Source organism: Streptomyces aculeolatus (assembly GCF_020400605.1).
In the GTDB taxonomy this organism is placed as follows: domain Bacteria; phylum Actinomycetota; class Actinomycetes; order Streptomycetales; family Streptomycetaceae; genus Streptomyces; species Streptomyces aculeolatus.
Genome location: NZ_JAINRD010000041.1, coordinates 19,239 through 35,857, shown reverse-complemented (window position 1 = coordinate 35,857; position 16,619 = coordinate 19,239). Strand labels below are relative to the sequence as shown.

At 74.6% G+C, this 16,619-nt stretch carries 13 protein-coding genes; 5 read left to right on the top strand and 8 right to left on the bottom strand.

All coding sequences use genetic code 11. The annotated features are described in order from the left end of the window. Window positions 1-2,388: type I polyketide synthase (locus LG396_RS37700; RefSeq protein ID WP_225798154.1), on the top strand; the 2,388-nt coding region annotated here is incomplete at its 5' end. A gap of 184 nt (window positions 2,389-2,572) precedes the next feature. On the opposite strand, the gene LG396_RS39890 is transcribed toward LG396_RS37700, so the two are convergent. The 4 genes from LG396_RS39890 to LG396_RS37680 form a co-directional block, all read right to left on the bottom strand. Then, window positions 2,573-3,451 (bottom strand): 2-oxo acid dehydrogenase subunit E2, encoded by an 879-nt coding sequence (locus LG396_RS39890; protein WP_225798153.1) that lies wholly within the window; start codon window positions 3,449-3,451, stop codon window positions 2,573-2,575. Next, window positions 3,448-3,675, bottom strand: coding sequence for an acyl carrier protein (locus tag LG396_RS37690; RefSeq protein WP_225798152.1), 228 nt, complete (start codon window positions 3,673-3,675; stop codon window positions 3,448-3,450). The genes LG396_RS39890 and LG396_RS37690 overlap by 4 nt, the downstream gene beginning before the upstream one ends. Before the next feature lie 28 nt (window positions 3,676-3,703). Continuing rightward, window positions 3,704-4,495, bottom strand: coding sequence for a thioesterase II family protein (locus LG396_RS37685; protein ID WP_037752105.1), 792 nt, complete (start codon window positions 4,493-4,495; stop codon window positions 3,704-3,706). Between the two features lie 174 nt (window positions 4,496-4,669). Further along, on the bottom strand, window positions 4,670-7,402 hold the full coding sequence (locus tag LG396_RS37680) for a LuxR C-terminal-related transcriptional regulator (protein ID WP_225798150.1): 2,733 nt from the start codon (window positions 7,400-7,402) through the stop codon (window positions 4,670-4,672). Between the two features lie 424 nt (window positions 7,403-7,826). On the opposite strand from LG396_RS37680, the gene LG396_RS37675 reads away from it, so the two are divergent. Next, window positions 7,827-8,075: a DUF6059 family protein gene (locus LG396_RS37675; RefSeq protein ID WP_225798149.1), complete on the top strand. Its 249-nt coding sequence runs from the start codon at window positions 7,827-7,829 to the stop codon at window positions 8,073-8,075. A gap of 319 nt (window positions 8,076-8,394) precedes the next feature. Here the strand turns inward: LG396_RS37675 and LG396_RS37670 are convergent, their stop codons facing one another. Continuing rightward, entirely contained in the window at window positions 8,395-8,862 is a 468-nt protein-coding gene (locus LG396_RS37670; RefSeq protein WP_225798148.1) for a pyridoxamine 5'-phosphate oxidase family protein, read from the bottom strand. Window positions 8,863-9,016: 154 nt separating this feature from the next. Between LG396_RS37670 and LG396_RS37665 the strand changes: the two genes are divergently transcribed. After that, on the top strand, window positions 9,017-11,824 hold the full coding sequence (locus LG396_RS37665) for an ATP-binding protein (protein WP_225798147.1): 2,808 nt from the start codon (window positions 9,017-9,019) through the stop codon (window positions 11,822-11,824). Here LG396_RS37665 and LG396_RS37660 read toward each other — a convergent pair. Next, window positions 11,817-12,269: an iron chaperone gene (locus LG396_RS37660; protein WP_225798146.1), complete on the bottom strand. Its 453-nt coding sequence runs from the start codon at window positions 12,267-12,269 to the stop codon at window positions 11,817-11,819. The two genes, LG396_RS37665 and LG396_RS37660, sit on opposite strands and share 8 nt — an antisense overlap. A 270-nt stretch (window positions 12,270-12,539) precedes the next feature. On the opposite strand from LG396_RS37660, the gene LG396_RS37655 reads away from it, so the two are divergent. Next, the gene (locus LG396_RS37655; protein WP_225798145.1) at window positions 12,540-12,926 is read left to right on the top strand and encodes an SH3 domain-containing protein; all 387 of its coding nucleotides are present in this window, start codon (window positions 12,540-12,542) and stop codon (window positions 12,924-12,926) included. 86 nt (window positions 12,927-13,012) lie between these two features. Here the strand turns inward: LG396_RS37655 and LG396_RS37650 are convergent, their stop codons facing one another. Continuing rightward, window positions 13,013-14,041 carry a phytoene/squalene synthase family protein gene (locus LG396_RS37650; protein ID WP_225798144.1) on the bottom strand — a complete coding sequence of 343 codons (1,029 nt, stop codon included), beginning with the start codon at window positions 14,039-14,041 and terminating at the stop codon, window positions 13,013-13,015. Between the two features lie 312 nt (window positions 14,042-14,353). Continuing rightward, window positions 14,354-15,376, bottom strand: coding sequence for a glycoside hydrolase family 6 protein (locus LG396_RS37645; protein ID WP_263980070.1), 1,023 nt, complete (start codon window positions 15,374-15,376; stop codon window positions 14,354-14,356). Window positions 15,377-15,997: 621 nt separating this feature from the next. Between LG396_RS37645 and LG396_RS37640 the strand changes: the two genes are divergently transcribed. Continuing rightward, window positions 15,998-16,606 carry an Rv1352/Rv1906c domain-containing protein gene (locus LG396_RS37640; protein ID WP_225798143.1) on the top strand — a complete coding sequence of 203 codons (609 nt, stop codon included), beginning with the start codon at window positions 15,998-16,000 and terminating at the stop codon, window positions 16,604-16,606. The last annotated feature ends 13 nt before the right edge of the window (window positions 16,607-16,619 follow it).

The following is a 16,619-nucleotide window of genomic DNA, read 5'->3' as shown; positions in this document are numbered from 1 at the left end:
ACCCTCCACCACGGCACCCCGCACACCCCCCTGATCACCCGCCTCCGCGACGATCCGCCGCTGACCCCGCCCGCCGGCGCCGCCGCCTGGCGGCTGGACACCGACACCCCCGGGACCATCGAGTCCCTGCGACTGCTGCCCACCCCGGAGGCGTTGGAGCCCCTCGCCCCCGGGACCGTACGGGTGGCGGTGCGCGCCGCCGGACTCAACTTCCGCGACGTGCTCATGGCCCTCGGGATGTACCCGGGTGAGCAGATCATGGGCAGCGAGGGCGCCGGTGTCGTCACCGAGGTGGGCCCCGGCGTCACGGACCTCGTGCCCGGCGACCGGGTAATGGGCCTGTTGCCGCACTCCTTCGGCCCGCTCGCGGTCGCCGACCGGCGCATGCTCGCCCCGATGCCGGCGGGCTGGACGTTCGCACAGGCCGCGGCCGTGCCCGTCGTCTTCCTCACCGCGTACTACGGCCTGCGCGACCTGGGCCGGCTGGAGAAGGGCGACTCGGTGCTCGTGCACGCCGCCACCGGCGGCGTCGGCATGGCCGCCGTCCAGCTGGCGCGGCACTGGGGCGCCGAGGTGTATGCCACGGCCAGCCCGCCGAAGCAGGGGCTGCTGCGCGAGCTGGGGCTGCCGGAGGAGCGGATCGCCTCCTCGCGCGACCTCGACTTCGCCGAGCGGTTCCGGCGTGCGTCCGGCGGCGCGGGCATGGACGTCGTCCTCAACTCGCTGGCCCGCGAGTTCGTGGACGCCTCGCTCGAACTGCTCGGTGAGAGCGGCCGGTTCGTGGAGATGGGGAAGACCGACATCCGCGACGCCGCCGACGTCACGGAGCGGCACCCGGGGGTCGCGTACCGGGCGTTCGACCTGATGGAGGCTGGTCCTGACCGGATCCGCGAGATGCTCGCCGAGATCGTCGCGCTGCTGGAGTCGGACGTGCTCACGCCGCTGCCACTGCGCACCTGGGACGTGCGGCGCGCGCCCGAGGCGTACCGCTTCATGAGCCAGGCCCGGCACGTCGGCAAGATCGTGCTGACCGTGCCGGCGCCGCCGGACCCCGCCGGGACCGTGCTGGTCACCGGGGGCACGGGCGCGCTGGGCGCGCAGGTCGCGCGCCATCTGGCGACCGTCCACGGCGTACGGCACCTCCTGCTGACCAGCCGTCGCGGGATGGACGCGCCCGGGGCCGCGGAGCTGCGCGCCGAGCTGGCCGGCCTCGGGGCCGACGCCACCGTCGCGGCGTGCGACGTGTCGCGGCGCGAGGACGTCGTACGGCTCCTGGCCGCCGTCCCGGCGGAGCACCCGCTCACCGCCGTCGTGCACGCTGCGGGCGTGACGGCCGACGGCACCGTAGAGACGCTCGACGCCGCCGCCGTCGACCGGGTGCTCGCCCCCAAGGTGGACGCGGTCGCGCACCTGGACGAGCTGACCCGCGGCCTCGACCTCAGCGGCTTCACCCTGTTCTCGTCCATCGCCGGCACCCTCGGCACGGCAGGCCAGGGCAACTACGCCGCCGCCAACGCCTGGCTGGACGGCCTGGCGCAGCACCGCCAGGCCCTCGGCCACCCGGCGGCCTCGCTCGCCTGGGGCTACTGGGCCGAGGAGAGCGAGCTGTCCGGCCATCTCAGCGACGCGGACGTGGCCCGGCTGAGCCGTACGGGCATCCTGCCGCTGGCCACCGCCGAGGGCCTCGACCTGCTGGACGAGGCCGTGGCGCTGGGGGACGCCGCCGTGGTGCCGGCGCGGCTGAGCACGCGCGCCGAGGAGGGCGTGGAGGTGCCCGCGGTGCTCCGGCAGGTCGTCAGGCCGGCGCGGCGCACGGCCGCGGCGGACGACCCGTCCGCGTCCGGCGGCTCGGGGGCGCGGCTGACGGAGCTGCCGGCGGCGGAGCGGGCCGAGGCGCTGGTCCGGCTGGTCCGTACGCACGCCGCGGCCGTGCTCGGGCACGGCTCGGCGAACTCCGTGCCGCGCGACGCCGCGTTCAAGACCATCGGCTTCGACTCACTGGCCGCCGTGGAGCTGCGCAACCGGCTCAACGCCGCGGCCGGCCTCCGGCTGCCCGCCACCGCCGTCTTCGACAACCCGACCGCGGAGGCACTCGCCGCGCTGATCGACGGCGAACTCCCGGGCGCGCCCGCCGCGGCGGAACCGGCCGACGCCGGTGCCGGGAGCCTCGGCGAGCTGGAGGAGAAGCTGGCCGCGGGCGCGTTCGACGAGCAGGAGCAGGCGAGGCTCGCCAAGCGGCTGAAGGCCCTGCTGTGGCAGATCGAGGACACCCGCCCGGCCGGGGGAGAGGACGCCGCCCCGGCGGACGCAGCGCCCGGCGGCGGGCTGGACGTGGCCAGTGACGAGGAGATGTTCGCGATGATCGACCGGGAGCTGGGCAGGGACTGAGTTCCCGCGCCCGGCCCGGGCGTTCTCCCGTGCCCGGCCCGGGCGTCGGACCCGGTCGGGCCGGCCCGGCCGGGTGGCCGCGCCCGCCGACCCCCGTATACGAAAATGCCGCCGGCCCGCGACGGGAGTACGCGGGCCGGCGGTGCGGGAACCGGGAGCGAGCCCCGGCAGTGGTGCGGAGCGGTCAGGGCCCCGGGGCGGGCGAGGCCGGGTCGCGGGCGTCGCCCGCCTCGTGCACGGCCTCCTCCCGCGCGGCCGGCTCCTCGGCGGAGGCCGTCTCCCCGGCGCCTGCCGCCTCGGGGGCGGTCTCCGGCGCGTACGCCTCCAGGAAGTCCTTCAGCTCGGACAGCACGTCGGCCGCCTCCGCCCCGTCGATCACCCGGTGGTCGAAGGCGAGGCTCAGCCGCATCACCGGCGCCACGGCGACGGTGCCGTCCCGGACCACCGGGCGGTCGACGATTCGCCCGAGGCCCAGCGTGACTGTCGTGCCGCCGACCGAATGGAAGCTGTCCACCGCGCGGTGGCCCAGCGAGGTGACGGCCACGGTGCCCCGCAGCTCCGGGCGGTGCGCGAACGACCGCGTCGCCAGCCGGAACAGGGTGCGGCCGACGGGCACGGGCAGCCGGTGCAGCTTGCGGACCGCCTCGAACTCCGGCATGGACTCGGGGTCTCCGTCGCGCAGCCGGTCCACGTGCTGCTGCACGTCGTCCAGGCTCGACCGCTCCAGCCCCGGCACGACGGAGGACAGCACCACGCGGCGCCCGCCCAGCGTCTTGTCGAGCGTCACCTTGCCGCCGACGGTCGCGTAGCGCGCGACCTTGGGGCGGAGCCGGCCGCGGATGGCCGCGTTGGCGTCCGGGTGCCGGGCCAGCACGCTGCCGGAGGCGCGCAGGACGTACGAGACGACCGAGTACCGGCGGCCGTCGCGCCGGGCGGCCGCCCGGTGCTCCTGCACCCGGCTCATGTCCACCTCGGTGTCGAGGAAGACCGGCGCCGTCTCCCGTATCTCGTCGCAGTGGTAGAGCGTGTGGCGGCGCTCGGCGGGGAAGCGGGCGACGCTCACGCCGCGACCGCCGCCTTGTGGATGCCGTTGAGGCTGCCGGCCTCCAGCAGGTCCGGCAGCGACACGCTGCGGCCGGTGCGGCGCTCGATCGCCGCCGTCAGCCAGAGCAGGTGCACCGAGTCCCAGCCGGCGATCTCGTCCAGAGGCCGGTCGGCGTCCTTGACGGACACCGGCAGCCCCAGTTCGTCACGGATCAGCACCACAAGATCGTCGATGGTCGTCATGGAGTGCGCACTACCTTTCGGGGATGGGTCAACGGGGCGGCGTCGCGGTCGTGGCCGAGAACGCCCGGACGTCGCGCATGAGGGCGGTCGCGACGGCCCGCTCCGCACCTTCGAGGTAGAAGTGGCCGCCGGGGAACCGCTCGATGCGGAACGCGCCGGAGGTCAGCGACTCCCAGGCCGCCGCCTCGTGCTCGGTCACCCGCGGGTCCGAGGTGCCCGTGAAGACGCTGATCGGGCAGCGCAGCACGAAGCCGCGGTCGTACTCGTACGTCTCCACGGCGGTGTAGTCGGCGCGCAGCGCCGGCAGGATCATGGCCCGCATGTCCGGGTCGGCCAGGATCTGCGGGTCGGTGCCGCTCAGCGTGGTGATCTCGGCGATGAGGCCGTCGTCGTCGCGCTGGTGCACGTTCTCCACGCGCGGCGTCGCCGGCGAGTGCCGGCCCGAGGCGACCAGGCCGATGGGCGCGTTGGCGCCCTTCTCCTCCAGGCGGGCGGCGGTCTCGAAGCCGACGACCGCGCCCATGCTGTGCCCGAAGAGGACCATCGGCAGATCGGTCAGCGGTTCGAGCACGGCCGCCACGCGGTCCGCGAGGGTGCGGACGTCGCGCAGCGGCTGCTCCTGGCGGCGGTCCTGCCGGCCCGGGTACTGCACGGCCACGAACTCGACGGACGGCGGCAGTTCCCGCTGCAGCGGGAAGAACGTGGTCGCCGCGCCGCCCGCGTGGGGCAGACAGACGAGCCGCACGTCCGGCTGCCGGGCCGTGCCGAAGCGGCGCAGCCACGTCTCGTCGAACGGTATCTGTGTGGGCACCGGGGCCACGCCTTCCCGCGCTCTCCCGGGTGCGAGAGGCCGGCACACGGAGGAAAGCGCACCTTGAGCACTCCGACTCGTTTGTCATCTCCCAGGCTATCGACGCCGGTTGAAGGCGGACAAAGAACCGCTAAAGGCGTACGGGCGCGGAGGTGCCCCTCCGCGCCCGTACGGGATGCCCGCTCAGGCCGGCAGGCTCTTCAGCCGCTGCCCGATGTCGGCGCGCTGGCCGATGCCGAGTTTCTGGTAGATGCGGGTGAGGTGCTGCTCGACCGTGCTGACCGTGATGTGCAGCCTGCCCGCGACCTGGCGGTTGGTCAGCCCCTTCGCCACCAGCGCGGCGACCCGGTGCTCCGCCCGGGTCAGCAGCTTCTGGCCGACGGGGCACGGTGTGCCCACCGCGCTCACCGCCGCCGGCCCGGGCCTGCCCACCCGCTCCGGCGCCGGTGAGCGCGCCACGGCCTGGTCGGGCAGGCAGTTGCGGGCGATGTGCGCGGCCGCCGCCCGGGCCCTGGCCGCCCAGGAGTCGTGGCCGAGCCCCCGCAGCGCCGCGCCGAGTTCGTGCAGCGTACGCGCCTGCTCCAACCGGTCGCCGGAGGCGAGGAGTTCGTCCATCGCGCGGAACAGCAGGCCGACGCGCCTGTGCGGCGGCGCGAGCCGGGCCCGCAGCCGCAGCACCATCGCGTGGTTGCGGCCGCCGTGGCCCGGGTCGCGCGCGGTGTGCTCGTCGAGCATGCGGGCGGCCATCTGCTCGTCGCCCAGGTGCAGCCACGCCTCGGCGACGTAGAGCCGCCACGGCACGAGCGTGGGGTGGTCGACGAGGGTGCGCTCGGCCACCTTCCCGATCCGCAGGAAGTCGGCGAGCGCCGAGTGCGGCCTGTTCGTGGCGAGATGGAAGGAGCCGCGGACGCACAGGTAGCTCAGCCAGTAGATGCTCTTCTCCCACGCGGGGGGAATCGGCTTGGCGAACACCCGCGCCACCTCGTCGTAGCGCCCCATCTCCATGTGCGTGGCGGCGAGTACGGTCTCGACCGCGCACGCGTACCCCGAACTGCGCTCGGTGATGACGGTCTCCACCAGCCGGATGCAGTCCAGGCCCGCCGCCAGCTTGCCCTGCCGCAGCGCGACCGTCGCCTGCTGCAGCGAGAAGACGGCCTGCCAGCCCGGTGCGTCCCGGGTCGCCGACTCCTTGACCAGCCACTCGCACCACTGCCAGGCGGTTTCGAGCCGGTCGGCGATGACGAGGGCCTTGATGGCGCAGGCCATCGACCAGACCGTGGAGTCGGAGAGGGTCGAGACCTCCAGCAGGTTCTCGGCGGCGGCGGCCCAGTCGCCGCGCTCGCCGAAGAGGAACGACCCCTCGAAGGTCTGGAACAGGGCGGTCGCCCCGTACGGGCCCGCCCCGCCGCCGTCGGGCGGCGGGAGCCGCGGGGCCTGCCCGTCGTCCTGTGGCTGGTCGGTGTGGTGGCTGTACCAGGCCCACAGCCACGCGATGCTGGGGTGGTCGCCGGCGCGGACGTCGGCGGCGCTCGACTCGGCGCCCTGGCGCCGCAGTACGGCGAACGCCTCCTGGATCTTGCCGTAGCTGAAGAGCAGGTCGGCGAGTCCGTCGTACGCCGTGCTGGGCATTTTGTCCGAATGGAACGCGCTGAGCAGCGCGGTCAGATGCCGGATTTCGGTGGCCGCGGGGCTGATGCGCTGGGTGATGAGCGCCAGGCGCAGGTATATCTCGATACGGTCCGGGGTGTTCGGGCTGTTCTCCAGCGCCAGTTCGAGATACCTGACGGCCAGCCGGATTTTCTCCTGGCCGATGGCCGTCTCCGCGGCGTCGCGCAGCGCGGAGCGCTGCCACGCCTCCGCGGCGTGCCGGGCGGCGAGAAGGTGGCGGGCCACTTCGGTGGTGGGACTGCCCGCATTGTTCTGGACGACGGCCGCGCGCCGGTGCAGTTCGTTTCGCTGGAGGGTGCCGAGATCCGCAAGAATTTCCCGGGGAGCGCTCCCGTGCCGGAAACTCGTACCGTCCAGCACCCCGGAGTCGCGCAGCGCCTCCAACTGCTGGTCCATCACCGCGGGTGAAATACGGGTCATGCCCGACAACAGCTCGGGCGTCGCGGAATCCCCGAGCACGGAGATGAGCCGCCCCAGTTCCACGGCGCTGGCGCCGCTGCGGTAAAGGCAGGAGACGACGGCGCGCCCGTACATGCCCAGCGGCCCCGACGTGGTCTCCGCACCCGTCGGCCGGACCTCCATGTCCTCGTCGCGCAGATCCTCCAGCAACGCGCGCAGCAGCAGCGGGCTGCCGCCGCTGAGGTGGTGCAGCAGCTCGATCCACTGCTCGTGCGGCCTGTTGACGCGCGTGGTGACCGCCGCCCGCACCCCTCGCTCGTCCAGCGGACCCAGGTGGATGCGCTGCGCGTTGGGCCGCCGCAGCAGCTCGGTCTTGACCGGCTGGTCGCGGTGGCGCAGGTGCGGGCAGTGGGAGAGGAGGATGAGCGTGCGCCGGCTGCGGTGCCAACTGACGGTCTGCAGCAGGAAGTCGAGTTCGGACCAGGGAATGTCCTGGACGTCGTCGACGCTGATCACCACCGCCCCGTTCTCCGCGACGTGCGGCAGCGCGGCGCTGAACTGGAGCGCGGCGGTGGCCCCCGCCGGGACCTCGCCGGGAGGCGGGGCCGGCACCTGCGCGACGAGCTGCTGGAACAGGGAGATGGGCGGGTGTGCCGCGGTACTCCTGCCCTGGACGCTGAGGACGGTCGCGCCCATGTCTGCCGCGTGTTCAGTGATGGCGTGTAATAGCGCACTCTTGCCGCAACCCACGCCGCCTTCGATGAGAATTGTGCGCGACATTCCGTGGAGACAGCGAGAGAAAGCAGACCGCAGCGCCTCGAATTCGGCCGCACGGATGACGAAAGCCATACCGGATTACTCACCTCCCGTTGATGCAATCGATTCTTCGTCGAAACAATTGCACCTTGAGCAAGTCCAGGTCATACGGCACTCAGGGGAAGTGCCGTACCGCGTATTCGGTTAGTAGTTTCACAGGTCAGGTTTGGTTACGCAAGGCCGGGTTTTCTCAGGCGGCGAGATAATGCGTAGGTCCGTTTTGCATCGTTCATCCTGGCCTTGTTGTGATGCTGCGGAGTATACATCCCCTGGGACAATCGCAGCGGTCCGCGAGCGCCGCCCCAGGGTCCGCGGGAGTGAACGCGGGCGTACCGGACGACGCGTGAGCCCCCGGGCGCGCCCGCGGGTCCCCCATCGTGGTCCCGCCGGCCGCGCGGGGGTGAGCGGGGCAGCGAGATTTTGGCGGGACTTTGGCGCCGCGTAACACTCTCCTCGGATGGTTCCTGCCCTTGCCTGGCTGCAGCGTGTGCTGCAGGAGGCCCTGACCGCCCTCGGCCGGGTGTGGTTCTTCATCCCGCCGCCACCGCCCGTTCCGCCGCCGCCCCCGACGGGTCCCGTCTCCGGTCACCCCGAGCGGCTGCTCCCGGACGTCCCGCTGACGGACCAGGAGGAGGCGCTGCGGCGGCAGTTGGCGGACATCGCCGTGCCCGACCCCATCGGCGAGGAGAAGGACCCGGGCGCGTAGCGACCCGGCCGGCGGCCGCCCGCCGCGTGGGTGCGTGCGGTGCGCGGTGGGGGAACTACCGTACGCGGACCGGGGAAAGAGGGAGCCCCGGTCGGAGGGGGGATCCGACCGGGGCGGTCTGGGGCGGATACGGAGGGCGGTCGCCTCGCGGCGAAAGGCTCCGTGGGGCTTCAGCCGAACGATCTTCCCCACGGGCGAGAGGTGAGGCCCGGGGACACTGTTCCCTCCGTACCCACACCGTCTTCAACGGGAGGTGACCTCCGGTTGTTCCATGCCCCCGCGCCGGAGGGTGTGAAGCGCGACACAGCCCGGCTCGGTGTCAGTCCAGCCAGCGGCCGTCGCGCATCAGCTCGCGCCCCTTCAGCTCGTTCACCTCGCGCCAGGCCAGGATCCGCCGCGGGGTGATCCGGAACCAGCGGTACGGGCCGGCGGCGCCGCGCGGGTCGAAGCCGGCGCGGGCCGCGAAGCGGTCTCCGTGCTCCCGCGGCAGCGCGTCCAGCTCGAAGACCTCGACCCCGCCGTCGATCACCGTGACGTCCCGGGTGGGCCCGAGCGCCAGCCGCGCGACACCGGTGGCGGCGAGGTTCCGGCCGGTCGGGCTCCCCGCCGGCGTCGCGACCCACACCGCGGCGCCGTCCCAGGAGAACGACAGAGGTACGAGGTACGGCGTCCCGTCCGGCGCCGCACTGGCCACCCAGACGTCCACGTCGTGGGCGAGCCGGTGCTCGGTGTCCCGGCGCCGCCGCGCGCGGGTCCGGGGCTCGGCGGGGTGCGTGGGTGCGATCATCTCGCGCTCCTGGTCCTCGTGGGCTCGTATACGATCCGGCCGGTGCGCCGCACCGGCCCGATCGCCGTGGCCACCCAGCCTCGTCCCGCGCACCCCCGGACCGCCTCCGTGCTGACCACGGAGAACACCGCGGAGCGTCGCGGATAATGAGGACGTGGCCACCCCGTCGATCTCCGCCCGCGAAGCCGAAGTCCTCGCGCTCCTCGGCGAGCACCTGAGCAACGCCGAGATCGCCGGGCGCCTCTTCATCTCCGTACGCACCGTCGAATCGCACGTCTCCTCGCTGCTGCGCAAGCTGCAACTGCCCGACCGGCGCGCCCTCGCCCGGCACGCCGCCGCCTCCGCCCGCGCCACCGGACAGGCCGGCCCCCGGCCCGCCCTGCCCGCGCCGCTGACGGCCTTCGTCGGCCGCGCCCGCGAGCGCGCGGAGCTGGCCGCGGCGGTACGGGCACACCGGCAGGTCACCGCCGTCGGCCCCGGCGGCGTGGGCAAGACGCGGCTCGCGCTCGCGGTCGCCGGCGAGCTGGCCGGCGAGTTCCCCGACGGCGTGTGGTTCGCCGACCTGGTCCCCGTCGCCGACCCGGCGCGGGTGGGCGCCGCGGTCGCCGCCGCCGTGGGCGTCGGCGAGCAGCCCGCGCGCGACGTGGACGACGCCGTGCTGGCCGCGCTCGCGGACCACGACGCGCTGCTCGTACTGGACAACTGCGAGCACGTACGCGACGGGGTCGCGCCGTTCCTGGAGCGGCTGCTCGCCGCGTGCCCCCGGCTGCGCGTGCTCGCCACCAGCCGGGCCCGCCTCGTGGTGCCCTTCGAGCGCGCCGTCCCGGTGCCCCCGCTGTCGCGCGCCGGAGGCGACGAGTCCGACGCCGTGGCCCTGTTCATGGACCGCGCCGCGGCCGTCGGCTGGCCGCCGGGACCCGGCGCGAGCGCGGGCGTCGTCGCCGTCTGCGAACGCCTCGACGGCATGGCCCTGGCCATCGAGCTGGCCGCCGCCCGCTGGGCCACCCTCGGGCTCGACGGCCTGACCGCAGGCCTCGGCGACCAGCTGCGGATCCTCAGCGGCGGCGCCCGCGCCGACGACCGCCACCGCTCGGTGCGCGCCGTCCTCGACTGGAGCCACGACCTGCTCCGGCCGCAGGACCAGGCGCTGCTGCGCAGGGTTTCGGTGTTCGTCGCCCCGTTCACCGCCGCCGCGGCGGCCGAGGTCGCCGGGGAAGGACCCGAGGACGCCTCCGCCGTCGCCGACGGCCTCGGCCGGCTCGCCGAGCAGAGCCTCCTCGCCGTCACCCCGTCCGCGACCGGCACCCGCTACCGGGCGCTGGAGACCATCCGCCAGTACGGCGCGGAGCGGCTCGCCGCCGCCGGCGAGCAGACCGACGTACGCACCCGCCACCTCGGCTGGTGCGGCGCCGCCGCCACCGCGCTGACCGGCACCGTCGGCCCGGACTGGCGCGCCCGCTTCGACGACCTCGCCGAGGACATGCGGGCCGCGCTCGGCTGGGCCGCCGCCCAACCGGAGCTGCGGGCCGACGCCCACCGGCTCGCCCTGTCGCTGGCCGGGCTGGCGTTCACCCGCAACCTGCCCGGCGAGGCCCAGCAGCGGTACGAGCAGGCCGCCGCGCTCGCCGACGACGGCGCGGGCGCCGCGGTCGCGCTGCGGCACGCCGCGGCGGTGGCCGGCTGCCGGCGGCTCGGCGACGACATGTACCGGCTGCACCGCGCCGCCGCCGAGGCCGCCGAGCGCGCGGGCGACCGCGCCGGCGCCGGCCGCGACCTCGCCGAGGCCGCCACCGCCGCGTACCGCTTCTCCACGTCCTTCACCCGGCTTCCCGCCGTCGCCGAGGTCACGGCCGTGCTCGCCCGCGCCCGCGACCTGGCCGGCGACGACCCACGCGCGGGCGCTGCCGTCGCGCTGGCCGAGGCGGCGGTGGTCAGCGACGCCTACGGCGCCGTGCAGGGGGACGCGGACAACGCCGTGGACCGGACGGTCGAGCGGGTGGAACACGCCGTCGAGCTGGCCCGCCGCGCGGGAGACCCGGTCACGGAGTCCGCCGCCCTCGACGCCCTGTCCGGCGCCCTGAGCTGGGCGGGCGACGCCTTCGCCACGGCGGCCGCCACCCGCCGCAGGACCGAGGCGCTGGCGCCTCTGCCGCCCACCCCAGCCGCCACCCACGAGCGGATGGACGCCCTCGCCATGGCCGCCGGCACCGCGGTCGGCGCCGGCGAGCTGGACCGCGCCCGCCGCTGGGGCAGTCAGCTCGCCGACCACCCGCTGCTCGCCGAAGCCGGCCACCACGCCACCGCCTGGCTGCTCGTCGCCGACGCCTTCGCGGGCCACGCCGGCGAAGCCCTCGCCCACGCCGTGCGGTTCCGCGACTCCTTCGAGCACAGCGGCGGGCAGCAGTCGCTCTCCGTCGCCGCCGGGGCCGCCTCCGTGGCCATGGTCCACGGGCTGCGCGGCGACGACGACGCCCGCGCGCTCTGGCTTTCCCTCGCCGCCCGGGCGGACACCACGACCGAGCACCGGCACGGCTACGGCGCGGTCTTCGACGCCACCGTCCTGCTTCACCACGGCGACGCGCAGGGCGCGCTGGAGCGGGTCGCGCCCGAGCCGGACGAGGTGTGGAAGTGGGTGTGCTGGATCTGGCTGCACTGGTACGTCGCGCTGCGCGCGGAGGCGGCGGTGCTCGCCGGCCACCCGGACGCCCGCGGCCGGATCACCGCGGCCCGCGCCGTCGTCGCCGGCAACCCGGTCGCCGCCGCGCAGGTGGACCGGGCCGAGGCGCTGCTCGACGGCGACCTGCCGCGGCTGCCGGGCCTGGCCGCGGCGTTCGAGGCGGCGGGGAGCCCGTACCAGGCGGCCCGCACCCTGCTGCTCGCCGGCGGCGACCACGGCGCCGCGGGCACGGCGGCCCTGACCGCCCTGGGCCTCGGCCCCGTGACGGCGCGCCCGGCTAGCTGACCGCCTGCTTCACCAGCGCCGCGATCCGCGCCTCCACCTCGTCCGTCACCTCGGTCAGCGCGAACCCCGCCGGCCACATCGTGCCCTCGTCCAGGTTCGCCAGATCGCTGAACCCGAGCGTCGCATAGCGCGCGTTGAACTTCCCCGCGCTCTGGAAGAAGCAGACGACCTTGCCGTCCCGCGCGTACGCGGGCATGCCGTACCAGGTCTTCGGCGCCAGCTCCGGCGCCGCCGCCGTGACCACTGCGTGGACGCGCTCGGCCATGACCCGGTCGGAGTCCTGCATCTCCGCGATCTTCGCGAGCACGTCCCGCAGTGCCTCCGCCGCCTTGTCCGCCCGCGAACCCCGCCGCGCCGCCTTCTTCTGCTCCCGGGCGTGCTCCTTCATCGCGGCCCGCTCCTCGGCCGAGAATGTCTCGTACGCCCCGGTCCCACTGCTGCCCATGATCACTCCTGTCCTTATCCGGCCCGGTCACCCGCCGGGCCGCTCGTGTGATCACAGCCTCGCCCCCGGACACCGCGGATCGCCTCCGTGCCGACCACGGAAACAGCCACGGACGTACGGACCCGTGGCCCACGGTCCCGCCCGGATTGGGCTGGACGGGGGGCAGTTGGGTGTGTCTGACCGCAATAGGGCGGTGCCGCGACCGGCTTCTCCTACGGTTCTCACGTTCCTCCCCGCTCTGGTGCGTAGCACCGCGAAAGGAGATCCCCGATGTCGATCCGCAAGGCTGCCGCCGCCCTGGTGGCCACCGCCGCCCTGACCCTCGGTGCGCTCGCCGCGACGCCGTCGCTCGCCGCAGCCGACTCCGAGGGGCAGAGGGCCGAGTCCGCGCCGGTCGCCGAGGCCAACCACTACCCGTACCGGGGCAAGGTGCTCGGCAACAGCGTCGTCTACAAGCGGGCCAAGCCGACGACGCGCAGCGACATCCTGGGATGGGCGGACTCCGGGACGATCGTCCGCATCCAGTGCAAGGTGATCGGCCAGAACGTGCTGGGCAACAACAGGTGGTACCGCGTGCCGGTGCACGGCGGCGGCCACGGCTACATGTCCGCCCGCTACGTGCTGAACCTGGACCAGATTCCCTTCTGCCCGCGGTGACCCCGCGGGCTCGCCCCCGCCGCCGCGCCCGGCCGGTCCCACCGGCCGGGCGTTCGCGTGGGCCCGGCGCTGCGGGCCCCGGCGCGCTACGGGCCCTGCCCGTCCCCGCCCGCCCGCTGCCCGGGGATGGTCGGGATCCGGTGGGGGTGCGCGCGGCGGTGCCGGAGGGTGCGCAGGTACGAGCGCGCCGTCGTGCCGCCAGCGCGCGCCGTGCACAGCAGGCGGGTGCTGCGGCGGCGTTGGAAGATGTCGTAGTCGTCGCGGATCAGCTCGGCCAGCACCGTACGGCCCAGCTCCAGGTACTGCCGCGGCAGTTCCTGCCCTGACGGGTGGACGTGGCGGTGCCAGCCGTCCGCCAGCCGGAAGAAGCGCCGCACCCGGTCCGCCTCGTAGCGGACGGCGTCCTTCAACGGCGGGGTCATCCGCTGCCGGGCGGCCGCGGTGGTGAGGTCCTGGCGGCTCAGCCCGTGGCGTTCGAGGTCGGCGAGGGGGAGGTAGACGCGGCCCAGCGCGGCGTCCTCGGCGATGTCGTCGAGGAATTCCAGCATGTAGACCCCGTAGCCCAGGGCGATGGCCTTCACCGTGGCCTCGTCGTCCACCGGTTCGAGCAGCGTGTTGACCCAGATGCTCATGTCCCCGCTGACGGAGCGCATGTACAGCTCCAGATCCTCGAACGTCGCGTACGAGCTGGTGTCGAGGTCCGTGCGCAGCGTCCGCAGGAAGCGCCGGACCCCCTCCGGATCCATGTCCCAGGTGCGCACCGTGTGGGCCAGTGCCCGGCAGATCAGCACCGCCTCCGCGGTCACCGGGCCGGCGCCGGTGCCCGCGGTCGCGGCGGCACCCGTGCCGATCCGGCGCAGCGCCTCGTGGCGCAGGGCGTCGAACCGCTCGGCGCGCTCGTGCAGGCCCTGCTCGGTGGTGTCGAGGACGTCGTCCGCGTACCCGCAGAACGCGAGCATCGCGTCGTAGTACGGGCGCTTGCCGGGCGGCAGCAGGAAGCGCGCAACGGGGAACGCCGCGGAGCTGCGGCGCCTCAAGTACCGCCCGCAGGCGGCGTACGCGGGCTCCGCCCGGCCGCCGCGCAGCCCGGCCGCGGCCAGCTCATGGGCGAACACGCTGCACCTTCCCTTCCGCCGGTGAGGGCCCCGCGTCCGGTAACCGCGAGCGCAAGCAACTGTTGCCCAGGCCGACTCCTCCGGCGACGTGCAGGCCGGAGGCGAACACCCGGGCGCAGGCCGGGGCCAGGGGCGTGTCGGTGAATTCCACCAGGGACACCTCCGAGAGGGGCGGCGAGCGGATCCGGGCGAGGGGGGCGCCACTGGATCACGCGTTGATTACCCATGGCGTTCACGCGGACACTGAAAGTAAAAGCACGTGCGCTAAAGCGCCCCTTGGGCACGCCCGCGCCCCCGACAGCGCCGCCGCGGTCAGCCGCCGCTCGCCTCGCGGTCGTTGGCCGCGGTGGCACGGGCCAGGCCCAGCGCGTACCGCGGCCACCACCGGCCCGCCGGCGGGCCGCCGCGGCAGGTGCCGTCGGAATCCCCGGGCCGCTTGATCCACAGGTACGCGGCCACGCCCTCGACTCCCGTGCGCGTCGTCGGCGGGCGCCCCAGCGCGCGGCCGGGCGGGTTGCACCACGCGTCCGCCGCGCCGCCGCGCAGCGGGCCGTTGCCGTTGCGGCTGGTGTCGATGACGAACCGCGCACCGCCCAGCAGTTCCGACAGCCGGCGCCCGTAGCGGATCTCCGACTCGGTGGTCTGGAAGTTGGACACGTTCAGCGCGAAGCCGTCGGCCCGGTCGACGCCGGCGGCGCGCAGCGACCGGGCGACGTCGCCCACGTTGGAGATCCAGTTGGAGTGCCCGGCGTCGAGGTAAACCTCCGTCCCCGGGTGCTGCTTGAGCCGGGAGACCGCGCCGGACAGCAGTTCCAGGCGCTCCGCGTGGTACTCCGGCGGCGTGCAGCCCGCCACCATGTGCGCCACGGCGTCCGGCTCCAGGACCACCAGCGCGGGGCCGTCCCCGATCGCGTCCGCGAACGCGCCGATCCAGGCGCGGTACGCCGCGGCGTCGACCGCGCCGCCGGCGGAGTGCTGGCCGCAGTCGCGGTGCGGGATGTTGTACGCGACGAGCACGGCCCGGCCGCCCGCCTCCGCCGCGCCCGCGACGGCCCGCGCCACGTCGGCGCGCGGGTCCTCCCAGCCCGGCCACGTGGCCCCCGGCCGCCCGGCGATCCGCTCGAGCAACTCCGCGTCCTCGCCGCGCCCCTCCCGCCGCCACTTCCGCACCTGCCGGGCGGCGGCGGACTCGGGGTCGACCCAGAACGGCGCCGCGGCGGGTGCCCCGGAATCCGCCCGTCCGTGCTCCGCGTCCCCGGCGCCGGCCGGGGGCGGGCAGCCGAGGGCGATTCCGGCGAGCACGACGCACACCACCGTACGGATCCGCGCTGACATCTCTTCCCCCGCGAAATAGGCGCCGAGAAACGGTCGTGATCATGGCACGGGCGGTCGTCGCCGGACCGTAACCGCCGAGCCCGTCCGCGCCCGGACACCCGACCGGCCGCATACCCTTTCGGGCCGCCGTGCGGGCCCTTTTCACCCGGACGGGGTACGCCCCGGTGTACGCCGTGCCGCGCCGTCCGCGCCGCCCTGAGCTGGGCGGACGCGGCGATCCGCGGGCGGAGCGGGCGCTGTCGCGGTCCGTACGGGCGGGGCATGGAGCTGCACCGCGCCGCATTCCCCGCTTTCCTCGAACCAGCAGCAAGTCCTCTTCCGCCCCCCGGATGCCGCGCCAGGCACCGCTTCCCAAGGACCCGGCCATGCCCTGCATATCCGCCGCGGCCGACGCCGCGCCGCCGAGCCGGGGTGAAGCCTCCGTGCGGTACTCGCCGGGCTTGATCCCCTTCCGTGGGCAGAGAGCGCCGACACCGGCGGGTGCCGCACGGAGTTGTCCGCGTTCTCTGCGCCAATGCGGTGATGCGCACCGTGGCGCGGCCGGTCCGGGGCCCGGATGACGCATGCGAAAAGTAGGTTATGTAGCTAATCATCCACTTTATGCATGCGAGCGATGGGGCCATGAAGAAACTCACGAAATTCCTTGACCTGCCGCTGGTACAGCGGTTCCTGGGCAACCGCTGGGCGATCGGAGCCGCGTGCGCCCTCATGGTGGTGACGGGAGTGGTGGCCGCCATGCTGACGACGGGCGGAACCGAACCGGTCAGCGATGCCAAGTCGGCCGTACGGGACAGCGCCGCTGAGGCCGCCGAGTCCGAGGAGCAGCCCGAGGAGCAGGCGGGGAAGGAGCAGGCCGCCGAACGGCAGAGCAGCCCGCGGGAGTCGGCGAAGCACGGCGAGCAGCCGCCCGGGGACTCCGGCGACGAGGAGCGCCTGTCGCACCGCTCCGCCGGCGACGGGCACCGGCTCGGCACGTCCTTCGACAACGGCACGGTCTTCGTCGGCGGCGCCGTCGCTGCCGGTACGTACGCGACGAAGGGCTCCGACGGCTCTCCCGGCGGCTGCCGGTGGTCGCGGCTGGGCGACAACGGCGGCGAACTGATCCCGATCATCAGCGGCTCCACCTGGGGACCGACGCACCTCACGGTCCACCACGGCGAATACGTCCGCAGCACGGGCTGCCTGACCTGGAACCGCGGCGGCTCCGCCGCCCCGCACCGCGGCAAGTAGCCGCGCGCCGGGC